Genomic DNA, 25,276 nt, shown 5'->3' with positions numbered 1-25,276 from the left:
GGACTTGTTGAACGCTCCCACTCGAAACGAGGTGTTTCAGTCAGTGGGAAGGTGAGTCCAGCAATTTTTGCAAGTACTGGCCGTAGCCGGTTTTCTTCAAGGCGTCGGCCTGCACAGCCAACTGTTCTGCAGTGATCCAGCCGTTGTGGTATGCAATTTCTTCCAGGCACGCCACTTTCAAGCCTTGACGCTGCTCAATGGTATGGACGAAGTGACTCGCCTCAAGCAGAGAGTCATGGGTGCCTGTATCCAACCACGCAAAACCACGCCCCAGCATCTCGACATTCAGGGTTTGCTGTTCGAGATAAGCACGATTCACATCGGTAATTTCCAGCTCGCCGCGCTCGGACGGCTTGATCTTCTTCGCAATATCAACGACTTGATTGTCGTAGAAATACAGGCCTGTGACCGCGTAGCTCGACTTCGGTTTAACCGGCTTTTCTTCGATACTCAGCGCACGACCAGCAGCATCAAACTCCACAACCCCGAAACGCTCAGGATCGGAAACATGGTATCCAAAAACGGTCGCACCTTGCTGACGGGCACTGGCGGAGCGCAGGTTATCGGAGAAATGCTGACCATAAAAGATGTTGTCTCCCAGGATCAAACAGCAAGGATCATTACCGATGAACTCTTCACCAATGATGAATGCCTGCGCCAGCCCATCCGGGCTCGGTTGTTCGGCGTAAGTCAGTTTGATGCCATAGAGACTGCCGTCTCCAAGCAACTTACGGAAGCATGGCAGATCGTCCGGCGTCGAGATGATCAGAATTTCGCGCATTCCTGCGAGCATCAACACCGACAACGGATAAAAGATCATCGGCTTGTCGTAGATTGGCAGCATCTGTTTGGACACTCCAAGCGTCAGCGGATGCAGACGCGTGCCCGAACCACCGGCGAGAATGATGCCTTTACGATTTGTCGTGGTCATTTATTCAGAACTTCCATAAGCATTCGGGTTACACCGCTTTGCCAATCCGGCAAGTGTAGAGAAAAGTTGTCGCGCAGCTTCTGCGTATTCAAACGTGAATTCAACGGGCGGCGCGCGGGAGTTGGATAGGCAGTGGTATCAATCTGATTCACGGCCGTAACAGCGAGTTCCTCACCGTGCGCCCTGGCAAAGTCGATGACCAGACTGGCATAGCCGTGCCAGGACACTTCACCGGCAGCTGCCAGATGATAGAGGCCCGACAACGCCGGGCGATGTATCGCTTGCTGGATCGCCAACGCAGTCACGTCCGCAATAAGGTCCGCCCCCGTTGGAGCGCCTATCTGGTCGGCAATCACGCCCAGCGATTCGCGATCCTTGGCCAGACGCAGCATGGTTTTGGCAAAGTTGCTGCCACGAGCGCCATAGACCCAACTGGTACGAAAGATCAGATGCTTACAGCCCGAGGCTGCAATTGCCTGCTCGCCTGCCAGCTTGCTGGCGCCGTAATGGTTCACCGGAGCGACAGCATCGGATTCTTGCCAAGGGGTCGAGCCTTCGCCGCTGAATACGTAATCGGTCGAATAGTGGATCAGCCAGGCATCCAGGGATGCGGCCTCCTGCGCCATGACTCGACTGGCCTCACTGTTTACACGGTCGGCCAGCTCAGTCTCCGACTCGGCCTTATCGACAGCTGTATAGGCCGCAGCGTTGACGATAACGTCGGGCCTTACTTTGCGGATCGTCGCGCGCAGGGCATCGAGGTCAGACAGATCACCACTCAAACCATCGACCGGGTGCCGATCAAGGGCAACCAACTCCCCTAGCGGAACAAGGGAGCGCTGCAACTCCCAGCCGACCTGACCATTTTTTCCCAGCAGGAGAATCTTCATGCCTTGTCCGAACGACCGGCGTAGTTCTGGTCGATCCACTGCTGATAGCTGCCGCTCTTCACATGGGCAACCCATTCAGAGTTGTTGAGATACCACTCGACAGTCTTGCGAATACCCGTCTCGAAGGTTTCCTTCGGGGTCCAGCCCAACTCACGCTGGATCTTGCTGGCATCAATCGCGTAGCGCTGATCATGGCCCGGGCGATCCTGCACATAGGTGATCAAACTTGCATGCGGGCGATGAGCAGAATCCGGTCGCAACTCATCGAGCAGCGCACACAGGGTATGGACGACTTCGATGTTCTGCTTTTCGTTATGGCCGCCGATGTTGTAGGTCTCGCCGATGACACCCTCGGTCACGACTTTGTACAACGCTCGCGCGTGATCTTCGACATACAACCAGTCACGCACCTGATTACCTTTGCCATAGACCGGCAGCGGCTTGCCTTCCAGTGCATTGAGAATGATCAGCGGGATCAACTTCTCAGGAAAGTGGCACGGACCATAGTTATTCGAGCAGTTGGTGACCAGTGTCGGCAAACCATACGTGCGCGCCCACGCACGCACCAAGTGGTCGGAACTGGCTTTGCTGGCCGAATATGGCGAGCTAGGCTGATAAGGCGTAGTTTCGGTGAAGAGTTCTTCCGGGCCTTCCAGATCGCCATAGACTTCGTCAGTGGAAATATGGTGAAAACGGAAGTTGGCCTTACGCGCATCATCCGATGCCGCCCAGTATTGGCGTGCAGCTTCCAGCAAGGTATAGGTGCCGATGATGTTGGTCTGGATAAACTCGGACGGACCGGAGATCGAACGATCCACGTGGGATTCCGCGGCCAGGTGCATGATTGCATCCGGTTGATGCTCACGCAGAACCCGATCGATCTGATCACGGTCGCAGATATCAACGCGCTCAAACGCGTAACGCGGATCCAGGCTGACTTCTGCCAACGACTCGAGGTTACCGGCATAAGTCAGCTTATCAACATTCACGACGGCGTCGTTGGTGTTGGAAATGATATGACGGATGACTGCCGAGCCGATGAACCCGGCGCCGCCGGTAACTAAAATTTTCACGCGAAAGCATACCCTTGAGCTGCGGACAGTGGCACCAACGAGCACTGTCTAATCCTTGAATGCAGAAGCCATCAGATATGATGGCTTCCGTCAGAGTCAGTCTGAAACGACGCGGGAATAGACCACAATCGAACAAGGGTTGCATTTTACAGCTTAATGAACGTTTTACTAATGGATATGGATAAGCGACGCCCCAAAATTGACGGATTCCTTGCGACCGTCGCGCTTAGACAAGACGCTTGCGCACTGCCCTGGACGAACGCCCCAGAAACCAGCCCAATACAGGACCAATCATCATGCCGATCAGCAATGCCAACACAGCAACAACCGACACGGGCAACTGCGGGCCCGAAAAACCCATAAACAAAAGCGAAACCGACTGCTGGTTCTCGAGCACAAACACCAGAATTACCAACACCAACAATAAAATGAAAACGCCAAGAAGTATGCGCTTGAGGTTACGCATGAGTAACTCCTTGAAAAATAGCGACTGTCAAACCCCCTCCTCCTCTTCCTCATTCACCCGGTCACGCAATTCCTTGCCCGGCTTGAAATGCGGAACGAACTTGCCGTCAAGACTGACCGACTGACCGGTCTTCGGATTGCGACCGACGCGCGGCGCACGATAGTGCAGAGAAAAGCTGCCAAACCCACGGATCTCGATGCGATCACCGGTAGCCAGGCATTGGGACATTTGTTCAAGCATGGTCTTGATGGCCAGCTCCACATCTTTGGATGAGAGTAGCCCTTGATGGGTGACAATTCGTTCGATCAACTCCGACTTCGTCATATTTTTCCCTTCTTTTTCAAGCAGCTAGATCAGCGCTTGAAAGGTTTTAGCACGCCCGGAAGATTTTGAACAGCCCAGGGATTGACATATCTTCCTTGGCGCTGAAACGCCTGTTTTCAGTGCACAAAAGCACAAGCCGATGCAGTACACACTCAACGGCACATGACCAGCATGGTTCGAGTGACGTAGCCTGCGGGATTGAAGCCAAACGGATATTCATCTTCATCCTTGGCCTGATCAGATCGGGTGATTACCCTGTAACCCGCGCCCTTGCACTCCTTCGCTGCGCGCTTTTGGCATTTCTCCCACCCCGAACCCAGACCAGAGCAGTCGATCTCGATACCGCTGACGCCACGCACAGCATGCGTTTTGGCACTTGTGGTGCAGCCAGCCAGTACCAACACCGCAATCAAGACAATAAATCTGTTCATCCACTTCCTTATGCCAGGCAACGCCCGACTACTGCACGACTAATACCCAGCTTAGTCGCGAATAGGCGATTGATCCGATTAAAGAAACAGACAACCCGCTGAAGTGATTGGTTTCACCGTAGCCTCGATACACGCAAACCGCGGCGCGCACCGCCACCAAATCGCAGGCACAAAAAAGGGCGACCGAAGTCGCCCTTTTTCATGATCAAGCAGAACTTAGTTCTGTTTGGCCATTGCTTGACGCAGCAGTGCCGCCATAGTGGTGTCAGCTGCTTCACCTTCCGGAGCTGCTTTCAGGCTCTGGATGGCTTCTTTCTCTTCAGCATCGTCTTTCGACTTGATCGAGAGCTGGATTACGCGGCTCTTGCGATCAACGCTGATGATCTTGGCTTCAACTTCCTGGCCTTCTTTCAGAACGTTGCGCGCGTCTTCAACGCGGTCACGGCTGATTTCAGAGGCTTTCAGGGTTGCTTCGATGTCGTCGGCCAGAACGATGATGGCGCCTTTGGCGTCAACTTCTTTCACGGTACCGGTCACGATAGCGCCCTTGTCGTTAACCGAGACGTACTCGGAGAACGGATCGCTTTCCAGTTGCTTGATGCCCAGGGAGATGCGCTCGCGCTCTGGGTCAACCGACAGGATGACGGTGTCCAGCTCGTCGCCCTTCTTGAAACGACGTACGGCTTCTTCGCCCACTTCGTTCCAGGAGATGTCGGACAGGTGAACCAGACCGTCGATGCCGCCGTCCAGACCAATGAAGATACCGAAATCAGTGATCGACTTGATGGTGCCGGAGATCTTGTCGCCCTTGTTGAACTGGCCAGAGAAGTCTTCCCATGGGTTCGACTTGCACTGCTTGATGCCCAGGGAGATACGACGACGCTCTTCGTCGATGTCCAGAACCATGACTTCCACTTCGTCGCCGACTTGTACGACTTTCGAAGGGTGGATGTTCTTGTTGGTCCAGTCCATTTCCGAAACGTGTACCAGACCTTCAACGCCTTCTTCCAGCTCAGCGAAGCAGCCGTAGTCGGTCAGGTTGGTTACACGAGCGGTAACGCGAGTGCCTTCTGGGTAACGGGCTTTGATAGCAACCCATGGATCTTCGCCCAGTTGCTTCAGGCCCAGGGAAACACGGTTGCGTTCGCGATCGTATTTCAGAACCTTGACGTCGATTTCGTCACCAACGTTGACGATTTCGGAAGGATGCTTGATACGCTTCCACGCCATGTCGGTGATGTGCAGCAGGCCGTCCACGCCACCCAGATCGACGAATGCGCCGTAATCGGTGAGGTTTTTGACGATACCTTTGACTTGCTGGCCTTCCTGCAGGGATTCCAGCAGAGCTTCACGCTCGGCGGAGTTCTCGGCTTCCAGGACGCTGCGACGGGAAACGACAACGTTGTTGCGCTTCTGGTCCAGCTTGATGACCTTGAATTCCAGCTCTTTGCCTTCCAGGTGCGTGGTGTCGCGCACTGGACGGACGTCAACCAGGGAACCTGGCAGGAACGCACGGATGCCGTTAACGTCGACAGTGAAGCCGCCTTTAACCTTACCGTTGATAACGCCCTTGACCACTTCCTCAGCTGCGAAGGCTGCTTCCAGAACGATCCAGCATTCAGCGCGCTTGGCTTTTTCACGGGACAGCTTGGTTTCACCGAAACCGTCTTCAACCGAATCCAGAGCAACGTGAACTTCGTCACCGACATTGATAGTCAGGTCACCAGCATCGTTGTAGAACTGTTCCAGCGGGATGAGTGCTTCAGACTTCAGGCCAGCGTGAACGGTTACCCAGCGAGCCTGGTAATCGATATCAACGATAACACCGGTGATGATGGAGCCTGCCTGAAGGTTCAGGGTCTTTAGGCTTTCTTCAAAGAGTTCCGCAAAGCTTTCGCTCATTTTAATTCCTGTAGATGAGGGCGAAGAATACGCCCATCTCCACACCCCAGACGGTGTGGGTTAGTTTCATTTAAAAGAAGCGCCGCAGGACTATGACTGGTCCCCTGCGACCTTCTTGGTCACCCGGCGATATCGCGAATGGCGATCTCGCTCATGATGCGTTCAAGCACCTGATCGATGGACAACTCCGTGGAATCCAGCTGTATCGCATCAGCCGCCGGCTTGAGCGGGGCTACTGCGCGCTGGGTATCACGCTCGTCGCGTGCACGGATCTCATCTAGCAGACTCGACAGACTAACACCCTCGACTTTGCCCTTCAACTGCAAATATCGGCGGCGCGCCCGTTCCTCGGCACTGGCAGTGAGGAAAATCTTCAGCGGCGCATCCGGAAAAACCACTGTGCCCATGTCGCGACCGTCGGCCACCAGGCCCGGCGCTTCCTGGAAAGCACGCTGGCGCTGCAGCAGCGCCTCGCGTACCGCCGGCAATGCGGCCACCTGAGAAGCACCGGAACCGACGCTTTCAGTACGGATGACGTCGCTGACTTCATCGCCTTCCAGAATGATGCGCTGCAGCTGACCGTCGGTCGCCGCGATGAACTGCACATCCAGATGAGCGGCGAGTTTCTTCAGCAGCTCTTCATTGGTCAGGTCGACACCATGGTTGTGCGCAGCGAACGCCAGCAGGCGATACAGCGCACCGGAATCCAGCAGATTCCAGCCCAGACGCTTGGCCAGGATCCCGGCGACCGTGCCCTTGCCCGAACCGCTTGGCCCATCGATGGTGATGACCGGTGCAATGTTTTTCACGACTGAGCCTCTTGAGCCACGCGAATGCCGACCTGCGCGCACAGCGCGAGGAAGTTCGGGAACGACGTCGCGACGTTGGCGCAATCATGGATACGGATCGGCGCAGTGGCGCGCAGCGAAGCGACGCTGAAAGCCATGGCGATACGGTGATCACCGTGACCATGCACTTCGCCGCCACCGATCTGGCCGCCATCAATGATGATGCCGTCCGGAGTCGGCTGGCACTTGACGCCCAGCGCCAGCAAGCCGTCCGCCATGACTTGAATGCGATCCGACTCCTTGACGCGCAGCTCTTCAGCACCGGTCAACACGGTACGACCTTCGGCACAGGCCGCCGCCACGAACAGCACCGGGAATTCGTCGATGGCCAGTGGCACCAACGCTTCCGGAATCTCGATACCCTTGAGTTTAGCAGCGCGCACACGCAGGTCAGCCACTGGCTCGCCGCCAACTTCACGCTGGTTTTCCAGGGTGATGTCTGCGCCCATCAGACGCAGGATGTCGATGACGCCGGTACGGGTCGGGTTGATGCCAACATGCTCCAGCACCAGCTCGGAACCTTCGGCGATCGACGCAGCCACCAGGAAGAACGCCGACGACGAGATGTCGCCCGGCACTTCAATGTGGGTCGCCGTCAGCTTGCCGCCGGACTCGACCGACGCGGTGGCGCCATCGACGCTTACCGGGTAGCCAAAACCGCGCAGCATGCGCTCGGTATGGTCACGGGTCGGCGCCGGCTCGGTCACGGTGGTCTTGCCTTCGGCGTACAGACCCGCCAGCAGCAGGCAGGACTTCACCTGAGCACTGGCCATCGGCATGGTGTAGGTCAGACCCTTGAGTTTGTGCCCGCCACGAATGGTCATCGGCGGACGACCTTCGGCAGCGGTTTCGATCACGGCGCCCATTTCACGCAGCGGATTGGCCACACGATTCATCGGACGCTTGGACAGCGATGCGTCGCCGGTCAGGGTGCTGTCGAAGTTCTGCGCCGCCAGCAGGCCGGACAGCAGACGCATCGAGGTGCCTGAGTTGCCCAGATAGATCGGACCCGGCGCTGGCTTCAGACCGTGCAGGCCGACGCCGTGAATGGTCACACGACCGTGGTGCGGGCCTTCGATGACCACGCCCATGTCGCGAAATGCCTGCAAGGTCGCCAGGGCATCTTCGCCCTCGAGGAAACCTTCAACCTCGGTCACGCCTTCGGCCAGCGAGCCGAGCATGATCGAGCGGTGGGAAATCGATTTGTCACCTGGTACGCGAATCCGACCGGACAGGCGGCCACCAGGTTGAGCCAGGAAAATCAGATCGTTGGAATTCATAGCGTCCACATAGGCCCTGCGGGCCAGGATTTTACTGAAATGCTCGCGGGCAACCCGGGCGCGCGTGAAGACGCCCAACAATTGATGCCCATCCCCTGCATCGACCGCGTCGCGCAAGGCGTCGAGGTCGCTGCGAAATGTATCGAGTGTGCGCAGGACAGCCTCGCGGTTGGCGAGGAAGATGTCGTGCCACATCACCGGGTCGCTTCCGGCGATTCTTGTGAAATCGCGGAAACCGCCCGCAGCGTAACGGAAGATCTCAAGGTTTTCATTGCGTTTGGCCAACGAGTCGACCAGACCGAAGGCCAGCAGGTGCGGCAGATGACTGGTCGCGGCCAGCACTTCATCGTGGCGCTCGACCTGCATGTGCTCGACGTCGGCACCCAGTTCGCGCCACAACCGATCAACCACCGCCAGTGCGGCCGGGTCGGTCTGCTCGAGCGGCGTCAGGATCACCTTGTGCCGACGGAACAGCTCAGAGTTGGAGGCTTCCACCCCGCTCTGCTCGGAGCCGGCAATCGGATGGCCCGGCACGAAGCGCGCTGGCATACCACCAAACGCCTCGGTCGCCGCGCGCACCACATTGCCCTTGGCGCTGCCGACATCGGTCAGAATCGCCTGCCCCAGATCAACACTCGCCAGACGAGCCAGGACTTTCTCCATGGCCAGAATCGGCACCGCCAGCTGAATCACGTCGGCGCCCTGACACGCAGCGATCAGATCATCTTCACAACGATCCACCACACCCAACTCGACCGCCAGCTTGCGCGATTGCGGGTCGAGATCGACCCCGACCACCTCGCGGCAGAGACCGCTATCACGCAAGCCCTTGGCAAACGAACCACCGATCAAGCCCAGACCGACCACTACAAGGCGACCGATCATAGGTGCAGCAGATTGCAGAGCAGTGACATCACCCACGAGCCAGAACCTTGCGCAGCGCTTCGAGGAAGCGGCTGTTTTCCGCCGGCAGACCGATGGTCACTCGCAGATGGTTCGGCATGCCGTAATTGGCCACCGGACGCACGATCACACCTTCACGCAGCAGCCCCTGGAATATCGGCGCAGCAACCTGACCGAGATCGACGCAGATGAAGTTGCCTTTGGACTCGATCCAGCTCAGACCCAACTCACGGAACCCCGCCTGCAATTGTTGCATGCCGGATTCGTTGAGCTGACGGCTTTGCGCCAGATACTCTTCGTCTTTCAGCGCCGCACAGGCCGCGGCCAAGGCCAGGCTGTTGACGTTGAACGGCTGGCGCACGCGGTTCAGCACGTCCGCTACTACCGCAGTGGACAGGCCATAACCGACGCGCAGCGCCGCCAGACCGTAGGCCTTGGAGAACGTGCGCGATACCAGCAGATTCGGGTACGCCGCGAGGAAGTCCAGACCGTCCGGCAGATCACTGCCTTCGGCGTATTCGATGTACGCCTCGTCCAGCACCACCAGGACGTGCTCCGGCACATCCTGCAGAAACTCGTCCAGCGCTTCGGCGCCGAACCAGGTACCGGTCGGGTTGTTCGGATTGGCGATGAATACCACGCGGGTATTGGCGTCGATGGCCGCAAGCATCGCAGGCAGGTCATGCCCCCAGTCTTTGGCCGGAACCACTTTGGCCTGCGCACCGACAGCCTGGGTGGCGATCGGGTAGACAGCGAACGCGTGCTCACTGAACACGGCGTTCAGGCCCGGCGCCAGATAGGCGCGCGCCACCAGCTCGAGAATGTCGTTGGAGCCGTTGCCCAGGGTCACCTGGTTCAGCTCGACGCGGCACTGCTCGGCCAACAGCGATTTCAGCGCGAAGCCGTTGCCGTCCGGATAGCGGGTCAGCTCGGCCAGTTCTTCGCGGATCGCCGCCAAGGCTTTCGGACTGGCGCCCAGCGGATTTTCGTTGCTTGCCAGTTTGACGATTTTCGCCGGATCCAGATCCAGCTCGCGCGCCAGTTCGTCCACAGGCTTGCCCGGAACGTACGGCGAAAGTTGTTGCACGCCCGGCTGTGCCAGAGCGAGGAAGTTGCCACTCATTTGCTACCGCCCCTTAGAGAACTGCTTTCGGGTAGGAACCCAGCACTTTGAGTGCTACTGCTTCCTGACTGATCTTTTCCAACACACCTTTGATCAGCGGATCACGGTGATGGCCGACAAAGTCGATGAAGAACACGTAGGTCCATTTGCCGCTGCGCGACGGACGGGTTTCGATCCGGGTCAGGTCGATCCCGTTGTCATGGAACGGCACCAGCAGCTCGTGAAGCGCGCCAGGCTTGTTGCTCATCGAGACGATGATCGAAGTCTTGTCGTCGCCGGTCGGCGGCACTTCCTGGTTACCGATCATCAGGAAGCGCGTCGAGTTGTCCGGACGGTCTTCGATCTTCTCGGCCAGACGTGTCAGGCCGTACAAGCCTGCGGCCATGTCACCGGCAATCGCTGCCGAATTCCACTCACCCTTGACCCGCTTCGCCGCTTCGGCATTGCTCGACACCGCCACGCGCTCGACATTCGGATAATGCGCGTCCAGCCACTTGCGGCACTGGGCCAGCGACTGCGCGTGGGAGTAGATGCGGCTGATGCTGTCGGTCTTGGTGTTTTCGCCGACCAACAAGTGATGGTGAATGCGCAGCTCGACTTCACCGCAGATCACCATGTCGTGCTCGAGGAAACTGTCGAGGGTGTGGTTGACCGCGCCTTCGGTGGAGTTCTCCACCGGCACCACGCCGAAGTTCACCGCACCCGCAGCCACTTCACGGAATACCTCATCGATCGCCGCCATCGGCTTGCTGATCACCGCGTGACCGAAGTGCTTCATGGCCGCCGCCTGGGTGAAGGTGCCCTCAGGGCCGAGATAAGCCACTTTCAGCGGCTGCTCGAGCGCCAGGCACGAAGACATGATTTCGCGGAACAACCGCGCCATCTCTTCGTTGCCCAGCGGCCCCTGATTGCGCTCCATCACTCGCTTGAGCACCTGAGCTTCACGCTCGGGACGATAGAACACCGGCACTTCGCCTTCGGCCAGCGAGGCCATCTTTACTCGCGCAACTTCCTGGGCGCAGCGGGCGCGTTCGCTGATCAGCTCGAGGACTTTGCTGTCCAGAGCGTCGATGCGAACGCGCAGTGCCTTGAGTTCTTGCTCGGACATCAGCCGTGTTCCTTCTCGAATTCAGCCATGTACGCCACCAGCGCGTTGACGGCGTTGATGTCGACGGCGTTGTAGATGGAGGCGCGCATGCCGCCCACGGAGCGGTGGCCCTTGAGGTTGAGCAGACCGCGTTCGTCAGCACCGGCGAGGAACGGCTTGTCCAGGCGATCGTCAGCCAGACGGAATGGCACGTTCATCCACGAGCGGTCCGACTTGTTGATCGGGTTGCTGTAGAGGCCGCTGGCGTCGATGAAGTCATACAGCGTGCGCTGCTTGACGTCATTCAGTTTGGCGATCGCTTCAACGCCGCCCTGCTCTTTCAGCCACTGGAACACTAGACCGGACAAGTACCAGGCCAGGGTCGGCGGCGTGTTGTACATCGAACCGTTGTCGGCCGCGACCTTGTAGTCGAGCATGGTCGGGCACAGCGCGCGAGCCCTGCCCAGCAGGTCTTCGCGAATGATGTTGACGACAATACCGCTCGGGCCGATGTTCTTCTGTGCGCCGGCGTAGATCATGCCGAAACGCGAGATGTCGACCGGACGCGAGAGGATGTCCGAAGACATGTCGGCGACCAACGGCACATCACCGGTTTCCGGGATCCACTGGAATTCCAGACCGCCGATGGTTTCGTTCGGCGCGTAGTGAACGTAAGCGGCGTCTTTCGACAGATTCCACTCGTTCTGGGCCGGAATGGCGAAATAGTCGTAAGGCTTGGCGGTGGCGGCAACGTTGACGTGGCCGTAGCGCGAGGCTTCTTCGATGGCTTTCTGCGACCAGATACCGGTGTCGATATAGTCGGCGCTGCCGCCTTCAGGCAACAGGTTCAGCGGAATCTGCGCAAACTGCTGGCTGGCGCCGCCTTGCAGAAACAGCACTTTATAGTTCGACGGGATATTCAGCAGGTCACGCAGGTCCTGCTCGGCCTGGGTAGCAATGGACACGAACTCATCGCTGCGATGGCTCATTTCCATGACCGACAGACCCTTGCCATGCCAATCAAGGAGTTCACCCTGGGCACGTTGCAGGACAGCTTCAGGAAGCGCCGCAGGACCGGCACAGAAGTTATAGGCTCGCTTGCTCACATCCAATCTCGCTCTGATTTGGTGGTATCACATATCAGTCGGCGCCGATCCTGTGGGAGCGAGCTTGCTCGCGAAGGCGGACTGACATTCAACAACGATGTCGCCTGTTGCTCCGCTTTCGCGAGCAAGCTCGCTCCCACAGGGTTCGTCATGGGCGCCGATATTTCATACCGGACAAATAACAAGGGGGCGAATTTTCATCCGCCCCCTCGCTTGTCCGCTTATTCCTGCGGCTCTTCGTCAGCTGCGGCGTCGAGTTGCTGGTCCTCGGCAACGTCGTCGATCACGACATCCCCCTCGAACCCGGCACCCTCTTCACCTTCAAGCTCTTCGCCTTCGACTTCCGACGGCTCCTGAACCCGCTCCAGACCAACCAGGGTTTCGTCCTTGGCCAGTTTGATCAAGGTCACGCCCTGGGTGTTACGGCCCAGGCTCGACACTTCGTCGACACGGGTACGTACCAAGGTGCCCTGATCGGAGATCAGCATGATTTCTTCGCCGTCGAGCACCTGAACCGCACCGACCAGACGGCCGTTACGCTCGTTGCTGACCATGGCGATCACGCCCTGGCCGCCACGCTTGTACTCAGGGAACTCGGTGATCGCGGTACGCTTGCCATAACCACGCTCGGAAGCGGTGAGAATCTGGCTACCTTCTTCCGGGATCAGCATCGAAATCAGCTTCTGCCCTTCCGGCAGACGCATGCCGCGTACACCGCGGGCAGTACGGCCCATGGCACGCACGTCGGACTCTTTGAAGCGCGTTACCTTGCCGCCATCGGAGAACAGCATCACTTCACGCTCGCCATCGGTGATGGCTGCGGAGATCAGCACGTCGCCTTCGTCCAGCTCCAGCGCGATCAGACCGACGCTGCGCTGACGGCTGAAGGATTCCAGCGGGGTCTTCTTGACGGTGCCGTTGGCGGTCGCCATGAAGATGTAGTGACCTTCGGTGTATTCCTCGACCGGCAGCATGGTGGTGATGTATTCACCGTCATCCAGCGGCAGCAGGTTGACCAGCGGACGACCACGGGCGGCGCGGGATGCTTCCGGAATTTCGTAAGTCTTCAGCCAGTAGACCTTGCCCTTGCTGGAGAACAGCAGGAGGGTGGTGTGACTGTTGGCCACCAGCAGGTGAGCGATGTAGTCCTCATCCTTGACGCCGGTCGCCGATTTGCCTTTGCCGCCACGACGCTGAGCCTGGTACGCAGCCAGTGGCTGAGTCTTGGCGTAGCCACCGTGGGAGATGGTCACAACGCGCTCTTCTTCCGGGATCATGTCACCCAGGGTCAGATCGAGACGCGCATCGAGAATCTCGGTGCGACGCACGTCGCCGTATTCGGCGCGGATCACTTCCAGCTCTTCGCGGATCACTTCCATCAGGCGCACGGCGCTGTTGAGGATGCGGATCAGCTCGCCGATCTGGTTGAGAATCTCTTGATACTCGGCCAGCAGCTTCTCGTGTTCCAGACCGGTCAGACGGTGCAGACGCAGTTCCAGAATGGCTTGCGCCTGCTCTGGCGACAGGAAGTACTTGCCTTCACGCAGACCGTATTGCGGATCGAGGTTCTCCGGACGGCACGAATCGGCACCGGCACGCTCCACCATCGCCACCACCGCCGAGGATTCCCAAGGGGTGCTGACCAGCGCTTCCTTGGCTTCCGACGGGGTCGGCGAGGCCTTGATCAGGGCGATCACCGGGTCGATGTTCGACAGGGCAACGGCCTGACCTTCAAGGATGTGACCACGCTCGCGGGCCTTGCGCAGTTCGAATACGGTACGACGGGTGACCACTTCGCGACGGTGACGGACGAAGGCTTCCAGCAGATCCTTGAGGTTCAGGATGCGCGGACGGCCGTCGATCAGCGCGACGATGTTGATGCCGAATACCGATTGCAGCTGGGTCTGGGCGTAGAGGTTGTTGAGGATCACCTCAGGCACTTCGCCGCGACGCAGTTCGATCACGACGCGCATACCGTCCTTGTCGGACTCGTCGCGCAGCTCGGTGATGCCTTCAAGCTTCTTCTCTTTGACCAGCTCGGCGATCTTCTCGATCAGACGCGCCTTGTTCAGCTGATACGGGAGTTCGGTGATGACGATCTGCTGACGGCCGCCGACCTTGTCGATGTCCTCGATGATCGAACGGGCACGCATGTAAATGCGGCCGCGACCGGTGCGGTAGGCTTCGATGATGCCGGCACGACCGTTGATGATCGCGGCCGTCGGGAAGTCCGGACCGGGGATGTATTGCATCAGCTCATCGACGGTCAGCTCTGGGTTGTCGATGAGGGCCAGGCAACCGTCGATGACTTCACCGAGGTTGTGCGGCGGAATATTGGTCGCCATGCCCACGGCGATACCGCTGGAACCGTTGACCAGCAGGTTCGGGATGCGCGTCGGCATCACCGCCGGGATCATTTCGGTGCCGTCGTAGTTCGGCACCCAGTCCACGGTTTCTTTATGCAGGTCGGCCAGCAGCTCGTGCGCCAGCTTGGTCATGCGCACTTCGGTGTATCGCATGGCCGCGGCGTTGTCGCCGTCGACCGAACCGAAGTTGCCCTGACCGTCAACCAGCAGGTAGCGCAGGGAGAAAGGCTGAGCCATGCGGACGATGGTGTCGTACACCGCGGTATCACCGTGCGGGTGATACTTACCGATCACGTCACCGACAACACGGGCAGATTTCTTGTACGGCTTGTTGAAGTCGTTGCCCAGCTCGCTCATCGCGAACAGTACGCGACGGTGCACGGGCTTGAGGCCATCGCGCGCATCCGGCAGTGCACGGCCGACGATTACGCTCATCGCGTAGTCGAGGTAGGACTGTTTCAGCTCGTCTTCGATATTGACCGGGAGGATTTCTTTGGCCAGTTCGCCCATGAGAAGCCTGATTCCTTTTTCTGGTGAAACTTCGTCATATCCATATGGGATGTACGAAGCTCGTCGGGGCAGGCTGAGTGCCATGCGCCGACTTACGACAAATCAACAATTCGGACCGTGGATTTGCGCAGTAAAGACAGCTCCGTGAAGCTGCCTCGGAAAACGCCGGATGTTATCACAAGAGCCGCCACGCACCTATCCCCCAGATGCGCATGGAGCATAGTTAGTTGACCGATGACAGGCGTAAAGGGGACGAGAGAGGCTCAGAGCTTCTTTGAATGCAGATTTGGGCTTTGATTTGGAGATGTTTATTGACTTTGATGGCCCCATCGCGAGCAGGCTCACTCCTACAGGGTTTGCGTTCGACACCAATCAATGTAGGAGCCAGCCTGCTGGCGATGGCGTCCTTTCAGACGCCACAGCCCATCAATGCAGGCGCTTGCGGCACATCAACTGAGCCATTTTCGCCGTATCCGGCCGCTCGACGATGCCCTTCTCGGTAACGATCGCATCGATCAGATCCGCCGGCGTCACGTCAAACACCGGGTTGAACGCCTCGACGTCCGCCCCCACGCGCTTGCCACCGACCTCCAGCAGCTCGGCGCCGTCACGCTCCTCGATCGGGATGTCGTCGCCACTGGCCAGATGCATGTCGATGGTCGAACTCGGCGCCACCACCATGAAACGCACGCCGTGGTGCATGGCGTTGACCGCCAGTTGATAGGTGCCGATCTTGTTCGCCACGTCGCCATTGGCAGTGATGCGGTCAGCCCCGACGATCACCCAAGTCACGCCCTTGGTTTTCATGATGTGCGCAGCAGCCGAATCGGCATTCAGCGTCACCGGGATGCCTTCGTTCGCCAGCTCCCACGCGGTCAGGCGCGAACCCTGCAGCCATGGCCGGGTTTCATCGGCATACACCCGCTCGACCATGCCTTCCAGATACGCCGCACGAATCACCCCCAGCGCGGTACCGAAACCGCCGGTCGCAAGGGCGCCGGTATTGCAGTGGGTCAGGATCGCCTGGGCATTGCCCTGATGCTTGCGGATCAGATCGACGCCGAGCTGGGCCATGGTCAGGTTGGCTTCGCGGTCGCTTTCATGAATGGCAATGGCTTCGGCTTCCAGCGCCACCAGCGGATCGGCATTGTCCTTCAGACGATCGAGCCGATCGTGCATGCGATTCAACGCCCAGAACAGGTTGACCGCCGTCGGGCGGGAATCCGCCAGCAGGGCGAAATCCTCTTCCAGCGCCGCGTACCAGTCGCCGCCTTCAGCCACGCGAGCGCGGGCCGCCAGCACAATGCCATAGGCCGCGCTGATGCCGATGGCCGGTGCGCCACGCACCACCATCGAACGAATCGCCTCAGCCACACCGGCAGCGCTGGTGTAGGCAATCCAGGTTTCCTCGAACGGCAAAATACGCTGATCCAGCAGGTGGAGCGCGCCATCTCGCCAATCGATGGCCTTTACTTTCTCCGCAGCCAACAGTCGATCGCGCATCCCTCACCCCGCACTCATGAACAAAAGCCGCCGATTATAGCGATCCCCCCGCGAAGACGCTCGGGTATACTTCGCCATCCTTTACAAAAGCACTGGAACCGACCCTCGATGCCGAAACCTGCCATTGCGCTCGACTTATTATTGCTGCCGACCTGGCTGGTACCCGTCGAACCCGCAGGCGTTGTGCTCAAGGAGCATGGCCTGGGCATTCGCGACGGTCGCATCGTGTTTATCGGCCCGCGCGCCGAAGCATTGAAGTGTAACGCCACTGAAGTCCGCGAATTGCCGGACGTGCTGCTCGCCCCAGGCCTGATCAACGCTCACGGGCACGCGGCGATGACCCTGTTCCGTGGCCTGGCCGACGATCTGCCGCTGATGACCTGGCTGGAAAACCACATCTGGCCGGCCGAAGCCAAATGGGTCGATGAAGAGTTCGTCCGTGATGGCACTGACTTGGCGATTGCCGAGCAGATCAAGGGCGGCATCAGCTGTTTCTCGGACATGTATTTCTTCCCGAAGGTCGCCAGTGAGCGCGTGCATAACAGCGGCATTCGCGCGCAGATCGCGATTCCGATCCTCGATTTCCCGATCCCCGGCGCCAGCAGCGCCGATGAGGCGATTCGTCAGGGCGTCGAGCTGTTCGGCGATCTGAAGCATCACGAACGGATCAAGATCACTTTCGGCCCTCATGCACCCTACACCGTGGGCGACGAGAACCTGGAGAAAATCCGCGTGATCGCCGAAGAGCTGGACGCGTCGATCCACATGCACGTCCACGAGACCGCCTTCGAAGTCCAGCAATCGCTGGAGCATCGCGGCGAGCGGCCACTGGCCCGCCTCGGTCGTCTCGGCCTGCTGGGCCCGCGCTTCCAGGCGGTGCACATGACCCAGATCAGCGATGACGATCTGGCATTGCTGGTAGAAAGCAACACCAGCGTGATCCACTGCCCGGAATCGAATCTGAAGCTGGCCAGCGGGTTCTGCCCGGTGGAGCGCCTGTGGCAGGCTGGCGTGAACGTCGCCGTCGGCACCGATGGCGCGGCGAGCAACAACGACCTCGACCTGCTCGGCGAAACCCGCACCGCCGCGCTGCTGGCCAAAGCCGTCGCCGGCTCGGCCACCGCGCTGGACGCCCATCGTGCGCTGCGCATGGCCACGCTCAACGGCGCACGGGCCTTGGGCATCGAGGCGCAGGTCGGTTCGCTGGAGATCGGCAAGGCTGCGGACATTGTCGCTTTCGACCTGTCCGGCCTGGCTCAGCAACCGGTCTATGACCCGGTGTCGCAGCTTATTTATGCCACCGGCCGCGACTGCGTGAAACACCTGTGGGTCGCCGGCAAACAGTTACTCGACGACCGGCGCCTGACCCGTCTGGACGAACAACAGCTGGGCGCCACCGCCCGGGCCTGGGGCCAGCGCATCAGCGGCCACACCGAATCGTAAACACCGCGGAGCAGACTCCGCGGCTACAGCCCTTTTCAAGTTTTTCGAGGAATACATCATGAGCAACGTCGACCACGCCGAAATCGCCAAATTCGAAGCCCTGGCCCATCGCTGGTGGGACCGTGAAAGCGAGTTCAAACCGCTGCACGACATCAACCCGCTGCGCGTCAACTGGATTGACGAGCGGGTCAATCTGGCCGGCAAGAAAGTTCTCGACGTCGGTTGCGGCGGCGGCATCCTCAGCGAAGCCATGGCCCAGCGCGGCGCCACTGTCATGGGCATCGACATGGGCGAAGCGCCACTGGCGGTCGCGCAACTGCATCAGCTGGAGTCCGGGGTCAGCGTCGAATACCGGCAGATCACCGCCGAAGCCCTGGCTGAAGAGATGCCCGAGCAGTTCGACGTGGTCACTTGCCTGGAAATGCTTGAGCACGTACCGGACCCGTCCTCGGTGATCCGCGCCTGCTACCGCATGGTCAAGCCCGGCGGCCAGGTGTTCTTTTCGACCATCAACCGCAACCCGAAGGCGTACCTGTTCGCCATTATCGGCGCCGAATACATCATGAAGCTGTTGCCGCGCGGCACCCACGACTTCAAGAAATTCATCCGCCCGTCCGAGCTGGGCGCCTGGAGCCGCATCGCCGGCCTGACCGTCAAGGACATCATCGGCCTGACCTACAACCCGCTGACCAAGCACTACAAGCTGGCCAGCGACGTTGACGTCAACTACATGATCCAGACCCTGCGCGAGGAGTAAGCCGATGGCCATCAGAGCAGTCCTTTTCGATATGGACGGCACCCTGCTCGACACCGCGCCGGACTTCATCGCCATCTGTCAGGCGATGCGCGCGGATCGCGGCTTGCCGCCGATGAACGACAAGCACATCCGCGACGAAATCTCCGGCGGCGCCAAAGCGATGGTCGCGGTGACGTTCTCGATGGACCCGGAATCGCCGGGCTTCGAGGAACTGCGTCAGGAATTCCTCGAGCGTTATCTGGCCGGGTGCGCGGTACACAGCAAGCTGTTCGACGGCATGGGCGAGCTGCTGGCCGACATCGAGCGGGCCAACCTGATCTGGGGCGTGGTCACCAACAAACCGGTGCGGTTCGCCGAGCCGATCATGCAACAGCTGGGGCTGGCCGAGCGCTCGGCGCTGCTGATCTGCCCGGATCACGTGAAGAACAGCAAGCCGGACCCGGAGCCGCTGATCCTCGCGTGCAAAATGCTTGATCTGGATCCGTCGACGGTTTTGTTTGTGGGCGATGATCTGCGCGATATCGAGTCGGGCCGTGATGCCGGCACCAAGACCTGCGCCGTGACCTACGGCTATATCCACCCGGACGACAACCCGCGGCACTGGGGCGCGGACGTGGTGGTGGATCATCCGCTGGAGTTGCGCAAGGTGCTCGACAGCGCGCTGTGCAGCTGCTGAAAACGGCCTTTGTGGCGAGGGGATTCATCCCCGATGGGTTGCGAAGCAGCCCCCGCAATCTTTCAGGTCGATTCGATATGCAGGTTTACGACTGCTTCGCAGCCGGTCGGGGATAAATCCCCTCACCACAAGGAAGCAGGTCTTCATGAATGGATTGTGAGGTTCTTATGTTCGATTACACCGCCCGTCCCGAATTGCTCAAGGATCGGGTCATTCTGGTCACCGGTGCCGGTCGCGGCATCGGTGCGGCCGCCGCGAAAACCTACGCCGCTCACGGCGCCACCGTGCTGCTGCTGGGCAAGACCGAAGCCAATCTGACTCAGGTCTACGACGAGATTGAAGCGGCGGGGCATCCACAACCGGCAGTGATCCCGTTCAACCTCGAGACCGCCCTGCCCCATCAATACGATGAGCTGGCGGCAATGATCGAGAGCGAGTTCGGCCACCTCGACGGCTTGCTGCACAACGCCTCGATCATCGGGCCGCGCACGCCGATCGAGCAGCTGTCGGGCGAAAACTTCATGCGTGTCATGCAAGTCAACGTCAATGCCATGTTCATGCTGACCAGCACCCTGCTGCCGCTGCTCAAGCTGTCGCAGGATGCCTCGGTGGTGTTCACCTCCAGCAGCGTCGGGCGCAAGGGCCGGGCCTACTGGGGCGCTTACGGAGTATCGAAGTTCGCTACCGAAGGCTTGATGCAAACCCTGGCCGATGAAGTCGATGGCGTGGCACCCGTGCGCTCCAACAGCATCAACCCGGGCGGCACGCGCACCAGCATGCGTGCACAGGCCTATCCGGGAGAAAACCCGATGAACAATCCGACCCCGGAAGAGATCATGCCGGTGTACCTGTACCTGATGGGTCCTGACAGCGCCGGCATCAATGGCCAGGCATTCAACGCGCAATAACTGCCATACGTCGCTTTTGTTGCCGTGGCGGATTACCGTCGCGGCACACAATTGCCGCTTCCCACCGTCACACTTCAGTCAAATATCCGCCACCCGCCCTCAAAGCAAAAAGCCATCTTGTTGATTCATAAAGGTTTTAATAAACCTGAACCGAATGGCACGACTTTCGCTCTAATTTTCCTCAAAGCATGCCGTGTGAAGGCACTGGGGCAAGGCCGATTTCGATAGCTGACTAATCGTCATCAGGCAGACTAAACTTACGCCAAATGTCCTACGGGACTGATGGATCAGTATGACGCGCAGCCCATAGCCGCTCTCACCCAGCCTGTAAGACAGACTTACTGCTTAGGGGCTCACGCCATATGAAATCACCTTCCCAGACCAATGCAATTGACTTTGACAGTGCCAAATTGCAACGCCTGGGCTTTGGTCAGCTGCCTCCGCTTCTGGAACGCCCGGCCAGCCTGGCGCAATTGCGCCAGCAAATGAGCCTGCAACTGCAAACCAGTCTTGAGCCGCAACGAATCCTCGGTCTGTTTTTCCGCGAAGTTCAGCGTCTTGTGCCGCTGGATGCCTTGAGCTACGTGCATTCGGGCAGCGACTTGCGCCTGGAGTTCGGTGCCCGCGGTCACCATTCGGTCAGTTACAGCCTCAGCCACGAAGGCGAGCACCTGGGTGAACTGGTGTTTCGCCGCAACCAGCGCTTCAGCGAGCAGGATCAGGGCAACCTTGAATCGCTGCTGTCGTCGCTGTTGTTCCCGATGCGCAATGCCCTGCTCTACCGCGCGGCAACACAAAGTGCGCTGCGCGACCCGTTGACCGGAACCGGCAACCGGATCGCCATGGAGCAGACCCTGCAACGCGAGATCGACATGTCCCGCCGGCACCTGCAACCGCTGTCGGTGCTGATGCTCGACATCGACCACTTCAAGCGGGTCAACGACAGTCACGGCCACAGTGCCGGGGATGACGTGCTCAAAGCGGTGGCAGCGTCGATCAAGGGCCAACTGCGTAACGTTGACATGGTGTTTCGCTATGGCGGGGAAGAGTTTCTGATCTTGTTGTCCAACACCGGCCGGGAAGCGGCAGCGATGATCGGCGAGCGTCTGCGTCACGCCGCGCAGACTGCAGAATATTTCGCGGACGGTAAACTGATCGACCTGACCGTGAGCCTTGGCTGCTCGACTCTGTTGCCGGGAGAGTCAGCTGACAGCCTGCTGCGCCGGGCCGACAGTGCGCTGTACGTGGCCAAGCGCGAAGGGCGTAATCGGCTGGCGATGGCGGGCTGAGTCCTTCCAGACACCCAAAAACCACTGTGGGAGCGGGCTTGCTCGCGAAAGCGGTGTGCCAGTCAAACAATTGCTGACTGACACACCGCTTTCGCGAGCAAGCCCGCTCCCACATTTGCTTTGGCGTTTTGCCGAAAATCAGCTCTCTACAAGTGCCCGGCGTTCACGCCCGTGCAACGCCCGATCGGCGGTCTCCAGTTGCATGCAACGCTCCAGAAACAGGTACATGTAGTCGTAGCTCTTGCACACCGCCTGACGCAGTTCGGTCTGCAGAGCCTTACTCGGGTTCATGCCCGCCAGCGTGCAGATGATTTCCAGCGCTTCCCATGGGTGAGCGTCGTCGTACTGGGCATGCATCTTCAGCCACTTCATTGCACGCTTGCGCTCTTCTTCCGGGAACGCTGCCGCGTACACGCCAGTTGAGCAGACCAGCGCCGACCACTCCCCGGTCGCGCCCTCGATGGCGTAGTTGGTCGCAGCGATGGCGACGATCAGCGAATCCGCCGAACTCGTATGCCAGCACCAGTGACTCAATGCATGTAGTTCCGGCGGTACTTGCTGGGCCTGCAGATCCTCCAGGCTGACGCCATGCGCGCGACTCCAGTTCAGCCAGTAGTCGGCATGATTGAGTTCGACGCGGATGTTGCGCATCAGCCAGCGGCGCGCCATGTCCTCCCCAGGATGGCGGGCAAACTTGGTTTTGGTCAGGTTCTGCGCCATATACAACGCAAACTGTTCAACTACTGGCCAGCCCCCGATCAAGTACTGGCGCATGGTTTTGGCGCTGAGCTTGTTATCGCGCATGCGCAGGTACAGTTCATGTTCGACAACCCGGCGCTTGCTCTCGCTGCAATCTGCAATGAGCTGTTGTGCCCAGGCAGGATAACTTGCAGCTTCCATGAGTGGTCCGGTTCGGTTGAATGTGTCGATCACTGTTCGGCTCCTTTTGATTTGTGATTGTAAGGATCGGCAAGAGATTTCAACGGAACGTGCCAGGCGCCTTGAACAACAGCGGCTGCGGTCTGGCGGGCCGACTTTGCAAACTGTCGCAGGTAAACAACTGCGGGCGTTCGATGACATAACCCTGAGCGTAATCCACCCCGATTTCAAGCAATGCCTGCTCGATCTGGGTTGTTTCAACAAACTCGGCAATTGTCTGCTTACCCATGACATGCCCGATGTGATTGATCACCTCGACCATTGCACGGTTAATCGGGTCGTCCAGCATATCCTTTACGAAACTCCCGTCGATCTTCAGGAAGTCTACAGGCAAATGTTTCAGATAAGCGAATGAAGACATTCCGGCACAAAAATCATCAAGTGAGAAGTAACAACCTAAGCCTTTGAGTTCATTAATAAATCTAATTGCGCTGCCGAGATTGGCAATGGCGCTGGTTTCAGTAATTTCAAAACAAATCATTTCAGGGGGTATAGCGTAATTAACAAACTGTTCACGCAGAAAGTGCAAGAACGCGTCATCTCCGATAGTAATGCCTGAAAGATTAATCGCACACATTGCCAACGGACCTTCATGTTGTTCGGTAATACATTGGGCAACCACTTTAAAAACATTCTCGACGACCCAACGATCCAGTTGACTCATCAGACCATAACGTTCGGCCGCCGGAATGAAACTGTCCGGCAGGATCATCCGTCCGGCTTCGTCATGCAGACGCAAGAGTATTTCGATGTGCCCCCCGCCATGGGCTGTAGCGCCCAGCGGAGCAATTTCCTGGGCATAAAGGCAGAAGCGGTTTTCCTCCAGCGCCATGTGCAGGCGCTGTACCCAGGCCATTTCGCCGAAGCGCAGCGACAGCTCGGAGTCGTCGGCATGATAGACCTGCACCCGGTTGCGGCCCTTTTCCTTGGCCATGTAGCAAGCCATGTCGGCGGCGCGCAATGACGCTTCGAGGGTGGTCGGGGTCTGGGCGATGTGCACCAGGCCAATGCTCACAGTGGTCAAAAACGGCCGCCCCTTCCACACGAAGTGCAGGTTCTGCACGGTCTGGCGCAGGCTCTCGGCGATTTTCTCGGCGGCATCCGGGGCGCAGTTCTCCAGCAGAATGCCGAACTCGTCGCCGCCCAGCCGCGCGAGGGTGTCGCTCTCGCGCAAGCCCGATTGCAACAGCGTGCAAATGTGCCGCAGCAACTCATCGCCGGCGGCGTGACCGCAGGTGTCGTTGACCAGTTTGAACTGGTCCAGATCGAGGAACATCAGCGCATGCCGACCGGGCTGGCGCGTCAGATTGTGCAGGGCCTGCTCCAGGCGATATTCGAACTCGCGGCGGTTGGCCAGACCGGTCAGGGCATCGTGGGTCGCCTGCCACGACAGGTTGGCGATGTATTGCCGTTCCTGAGTCATGTCATGCAGCACCAGCACCGTACCGATAACCTTCTCGGCGTTGCGGATCGGCGCGCCCACCAGCGTCACCGAGACCGTACTGCCATCCAGGCGCTGAATCAGTTTGGAGTGCTCGCTGCCACCGATCAGTTGCCCGCTGAGAATGTGCTCGATCAGCGTCAGCCCTTCGGTCTGCGCATTGTCATCGAGCAGATTGAACAGCGCTGCCAATGGCAACCCCGCCGCGTGCTCGGACTTCCAGTGCGTCATCGCCTCCGCCGCCGGGTTCATGTAATCGATCGCGCCGTTGACGTCGGTGGTGATCACCCCGTCGCCAATCGATTGCAGGGTGATGTGTGCCCGATCCTTCTCCAGCTGCAGCGCCTGGGCAAAGGCATGCCGCTGCTTGAGCAGTTTGTGGGTGCGCAACAGGGCAAGCACGATCAACCCCAGCGCCGTAGCCAGGTTGGTGAACAGCAGCAGGCGCAGGATCATCCGTGAACCTTCGCCCAAGGCATCGCTGAACGCCTTGGCCGCCGGCGTCACACCGTCGTTGATGGCAAAGATCTGCGCTTTCCAGTGCTGGATATCAGCTGGCGTCGCGATGTTTTCGCTGATGCCCTGATGCATCTCGCGCGCGACATTGTCCAGTTGCACCAGATAGGCGTCACCGATGGTCCAGCGGTCGATCGCGGTTTCCAGATAACTGAAATGGCGGAAATTGAGGTACAGCCAGATCAGGCTCGACACATCATCGGGATGGTTGCCGCCCTTGAGGATCCCCTCCCGTGCCGCCTGCAGATCCGGCGGCTGACGATCCAGCGCCAGACGCAACTGGTGACCGCCCTGAGGCACGGCAATCGCTTCCTTGTATTTGAGGAAGATCGCCTCGTCGCGGCTGTCGGCATACAGGTTCAGGTAATAGATGGCGTCTTTCTGGCCCTTGGACCAAAGGCTCTCGCCGGCGACATAGCCGCGAACGGCCGACAGGACGTAAAGACTCACGCCCCCCAATAACGCCTGAAATAACACGACGGCGATAAATGGCCAGACGATGCCCAACAACCGTGGCGTTCCGAGAGTCCTTTTATGCTTCATGAGGTCCTTTGCGCACGCACT

The 25,276-nt window shown here is 59.1% G+C and carries 21 protein-coding genes; 5 read left to right on the top strand and 16 right to left on the bottom strand.

All coding sequences use genetic code 11. From position 1 onward, the window contains the following. Window positions 1-40: 40 nt before the first annotated feature. From rfbA to mtnA, 14 genes are all read right to left on the bottom strand, one after another. Window positions 41-931, bottom strand: a complete 891-nt coding sequence (rfbA, locus tag KCG87_RS14870; RefSeq protein WP_210558223.1) for a glucose-1-phosphate thymidylyltransferase RfbA — start codon at window positions 929-931, stop codon at window positions 41-43. Then, a complete protein-coding gene (gene rfbD / locus KCG87_RS14865) occupies window positions 928-1,821 on the bottom strand; it encodes a dTDP-4-dehydrorhamnose reductase (RefSeq protein WP_210558221.1) in 894 nt (297 codons plus the stop codon). The genes rfbA and rfbD overlap by 4 nt, the downstream gene beginning before the upstream one ends. Next, window positions 1,818-2,894 carry a dTDP-glucose 4,6-dehydratase gene (rfbB, locus tag KCG87_RS14860; RefSeq protein ID WP_210558219.1) on the bottom strand — a complete coding sequence of 359 codons (1,077 nt, stop codon included), beginning with the start codon at window positions 2,892-2,894 and terminating at the stop codon, window positions 1,818-1,820. The genes rfbD and rfbB overlap by 4 nt, the downstream gene beginning before the upstream one ends. A gap of 226 nt (window positions 2,895-3,120) precedes the next feature. Continuing rightward, window positions 3,121-3,360, bottom strand: coding sequence for a lipopolysaccharide assembly protein LapA domain-containing protein (locus KCG87_RS14855; RefSeq protein WP_210558217.1), 240 nt, complete (start codon window positions 3,358-3,360; stop codon window positions 3,121-3,123). Window positions 3,361-3,387: 27 nt separating this feature from the next. Further along, complete coding sequence (gene ihfB, locus KCG87_RS14850; protein WP_003189779.1) at window positions 3,388-3,684, bottom strand: integration host factor subunit beta; 297 nt, start codon at window positions 3,682-3,684, stop codon at window positions 3,388-3,390. 152 nt (window positions 3,685-3,836) lie between these two features. After that, window positions 3,837-4,115 (bottom strand): hypothetical protein, encoded by a 279-nt coding sequence (locus KCG87_RS14845; protein ID WP_027612423.1) that lies wholly within the window; start codon window positions 4,113-4,115, stop codon window positions 3,837-3,839. 216 nt (window positions 4,116-4,331) lie between these two features. Next, the gene (rpsA, locus tag KCG87_RS14840) at window positions 4,332-6,017 is read right to left on the bottom strand and encodes a 30S ribosomal protein S1 (protein WP_027612422.1); all 1,686 of its coding nucleotides are present in this window, start codon (window positions 6,015-6,017) and stop codon (window positions 4,332-4,334) included. A gap of 119 nt (window positions 6,018-6,136) precedes the next feature. After that, window positions 6,137-6,826, bottom strand: coding sequence for a (d)CMP kinase (cmk, locus tag KCG87_RS14835; protein WP_015093983.1), 690 nt, complete (start codon window positions 6,824-6,826; stop codon window positions 6,137-6,139). Continuing rightward, a complete protein-coding gene (locus KCG87_RS14830; protein ID WP_246881745.1) occupies window positions 6,823-9,030 on the bottom strand; it encodes a bifunctional prephenate dehydrogenase/3-phosphoshikimate 1-carboxyvinyltransferase in 2,208 nt (735 codons plus the stop codon). The genes cmk and KCG87_RS14830 overlap by 4 nt, the downstream gene beginning before the upstream one ends. Window positions 9,031-9,058: 28 nt before the next feature. Then, window positions 9,059-10,171 (bottom strand): histidinol-phosphate transaminase, encoded by a 1,113-nt coding sequence (gene hisC / locus KCG87_RS14825; protein WP_095137263.1) that lies wholly within the window; start codon window positions 10,169-10,171, stop codon window positions 9,059-9,061. A gap of 13 nt (window positions 10,172-10,184) precedes the next feature. Then, complete coding sequence (gene pheA / locus KCG87_RS14820; protein ID WP_003226907.1) at window positions 10,185-11,279, bottom strand: prephenate dehydratase; 1,095 nt, start codon at window positions 11,277-11,279, stop codon at window positions 10,185-10,187. After that, the gene (gene serC / locus KCG87_RS14815) at window positions 11,279-12,364 is read right to left on the bottom strand and encodes a 3-phosphoserine/phosphohydroxythreonine transaminase (RefSeq protein ID WP_210558215.1); all 1,086 of its coding nucleotides are present in this window, start codon (window positions 12,362-12,364) and stop codon (window positions 11,279-11,281) included. The genes pheA and serC overlap by 1 nt, the downstream gene beginning before the upstream one ends. A gap of 221 nt (window positions 12,365-12,585) precedes the next feature. Then, entirely contained in the window at window positions 12,586-15,240 is a 2,655-nt protein-coding gene (gyrA, locus tag KCG87_RS14810; RefSeq protein ID WP_098964976.1) for a DNA gyrase subunit A, read from the bottom strand. A gap of 426 nt (window positions 15,241-15,666) precedes the next feature. Continuing rightward, window positions 15,667-16,743, bottom strand: coding sequence for an S-methyl-5-thioribose-1-phosphate isomerase (gene mtnA / locus KCG87_RS14805; protein ID WP_096794920.1), 1,077 nt, complete (start codon window positions 16,741-16,743; stop codon window positions 15,667-15,669). 108 nt (window positions 16,744-16,851) lie between these two features. Between mtnA and KCG87_RS14800 the strand changes: the two genes are divergently transcribed. The 5 genes from KCG87_RS14800 to KCG87_RS14780 all read left to right on the top strand — a co-directional run bounded on the left by KCG87_RS14800 (window position 16,852) and on the right by KCG87_RS14780 (window position 21,816). Further along, window positions 16,852-18,186, top strand: coding sequence for a TRZ/ATZ family hydrolase (locus KCG87_RS14800; RefSeq protein WP_007963617.1), 1,335 nt, complete (start codon window positions 16,852-16,854; stop codon window positions 18,184-18,186). A 58-nt stretch (window positions 18,187-18,244) separates the two neighbouring features. Continuing rightward, window positions 18,245-18,943 (top strand): bifunctional 2-polyprenyl-6-hydroxyphenol methylase/3-demethylubiquinol 3-O-methyltransferase UbiG, encoded by a 699-nt coding sequence (gene ubiG / locus KCG87_RS14795; RefSeq protein WP_096794918.1) that lies wholly within the window; start codon window positions 18,245-18,247, stop codon window positions 18,941-18,943. 4 nt (window positions 18,944-18,947) lie between these two features. After that, the gene (mupP, locus tag KCG87_RS14790) at window positions 18,948-19,619 is read left to right on the top strand and encodes an N-acetylmuramic acid 6-phosphate phosphatase MupP (protein ID WP_003226921.1); all 672 of its coding nucleotides are present in this window, start codon (window positions 18,948-18,950) and stop codon (window positions 19,617-19,619) included. Window positions 19,620-19,786: 167 nt separating this feature from the next. After that, a complete protein-coding gene (locus KCG87_RS14785) occupies window positions 19,787-20,527 on the top strand; it encodes a YciK family oxidoreductase (RefSeq protein WP_210558213.1) in 741 nt (246 codons plus the stop codon). A gap of 362 nt (window positions 20,528-20,889) precedes the next feature. After that, complete coding sequence (locus KCG87_RS14780) at window positions 20,890-21,816, top strand: GGDEF domain-containing protein (RefSeq protein WP_210558210.1); 927 nt, start codon at window positions 20,890-20,892, stop codon at window positions 21,814-21,816. A 138-nt stretch (window positions 21,817-21,954) separates the two neighbouring features. Here KCG87_RS14780 and KCG87_RS14775 read toward each other — a convergent pair whose 3' ends face one another. Both KCG87_RS14775 and KCG87_RS14770 read right to left on the bottom strand, forming a co-directional pair. Next, window positions 21,955-22,749: an iron-containing redox enzyme family protein gene (locus tag KCG87_RS14775; RefSeq protein WP_134787049.1), complete on the bottom strand. Its 795-nt coding sequence runs from the start codon at window positions 22,747-22,749 to the stop codon at window positions 21,955-21,957. 46 nt (window positions 22,750-22,795) lie between these two features. Further along, a complete protein-coding gene (locus tag KCG87_RS14770; RefSeq protein WP_210558208.1) occupies window positions 22,796-25,255 on the bottom strand; it encodes an EAL domain-containing protein in 2,460 nt (819 codons plus the stop codon). Between the last annotated feature and the right edge of the window lie 21 nt (window positions 25,256-25,276).

It is taken from the genome of Pseudomonas sp. MWU347, assembly GCF_017947305.1.
GTDB lineage: Bacteria > Pseudomonadota > Gammaproteobacteria > Pseudomonadales > Pseudomonadaceae > Aquipseudomonas > Aquipseudomonas putida_A.
This window is presented reverse-complemented; position numbering and strand designations above follow the sequence as displayed.

What these genes read in the sequence shown, in the direction of transcription:
- KCG87_RS14800 (WP_007963617.1), top strand. Translation starts at nt 16,852, where the DNA reads ATGCCGAAACCTGCCATTGCGCTCGACTTATTATTGCTGCCGACCTGG.
- ihfB (WP_003189779.1), bottom strand. Translation starts at nt 3,684, where the DNA reads ATGACGAAGTCGGAGTTGATCGAACGAATTGTCACCCATCAAGGGCTA.
- KCG87_RS14845 (WP_027612423.1), bottom strand. Translation starts at nt 4,115, where the DNA reads ATGAACAGATTTATTGTCTTGATTGCGGTGTTGGTACTGGCTGGCTGC.
- KCG87_RS14830 (WP_246881745.1), bottom strand. Translation starts at nt 9,030, where the DNA reads ATGATCGGTCGCCTTGTAGTGGTCGGTCTGGGCTTGATCGGTGGTTCG.
- KCG87_RS14780 (WP_210558210.1), top strand. Translation starts at nt 20,890, where the DNA reads ATGAAATCACCTTCCCAGACCAATGCAATTGACTTTGACAGTGCCAAA.
- rpsA (WP_027612422.1), bottom strand. Translation starts at nt 6,017, where the DNA reads ATGAGCGAAAGCTTTGCGGAACTCTTTGAAGAAAGCCTAAAGACCCTG.
- hisC (WP_095137263.1), bottom strand. Translation starts at nt 10,171, where the DNA reads ATGAGTGGCAACTTCCTCGCTCTGGCACAGCCGGGCGTGCAACAACTT.
- gyrA (WP_098964976.1), bottom strand. Translation starts at nt 15,240, where the DNA reads ATGGGCGAACTGGCCAAAGAAATCCTCCCGGTCAATATCGAAGACGAG.
- ubiG (WP_096794918.1), top strand. Translation starts at nt 18,245, where the DNA reads ATGAGCAACGTCGACCACGCCGAAATCGCCAAATTCGAAGCCCTGGCC.
- rfbA (WP_210558223.1), bottom strand. Translation starts at nt 931, where the DNA reads ATGACCACGACAAATCGTAAAGGCATCATTCTCGCCGGTGGTTCGGGC.
- pheA (WP_003226907.1), bottom strand. Translation starts at nt 11,279, where the DNA reads ATGTCCGAGCAAGAACTCAAGGCACTGCGCGTTCGCATCGACGCTCTG.
- mupP (WP_003226921.1), top strand. Translation starts at nt 18,948, where the DNA reads ATGGCCATCAGAGCAGTCCTTTTCGATATGGACGGCACCCTGCTCGAC.
- rfbD (WP_210558221.1), bottom strand. Translation starts at nt 1,821, where the DNA reads ATGAAGATTCTCCTGCTGGGAAAAAATGGTCAGGTCGGCTGGGAGTTG.
- KCG87_RS14855 (WP_210558217.1), bottom strand. Translation starts at nt 3,360, where the DNA reads ATGCGTAACCTCAAGCGCATACTTCTTGGCGTTTTCATTTTATTGTTG.
- KCG87_RS14785 (WP_210558213.1), top strand. Translation starts at nt 19,787, where the DNA reads ATGTTCGATTACACCGCCCGTCCCGAATTGCTCAAGGATCGGGTCATT.
- mtnA (WP_096794920.1), bottom strand. Translation starts at nt 16,743, where the DNA reads ATGCGCGATCGACTGTTGGCTGCGGAGAAAGTAAAGGCCATCGATTGG.
- KCG87_RS14770 (WP_210558208.1), bottom strand. Translation starts at nt 25,255, where the DNA reads ATGAAGCATAAAAGGACTCTCGGAACGCCACGGTTGTTGGGCATCGTC.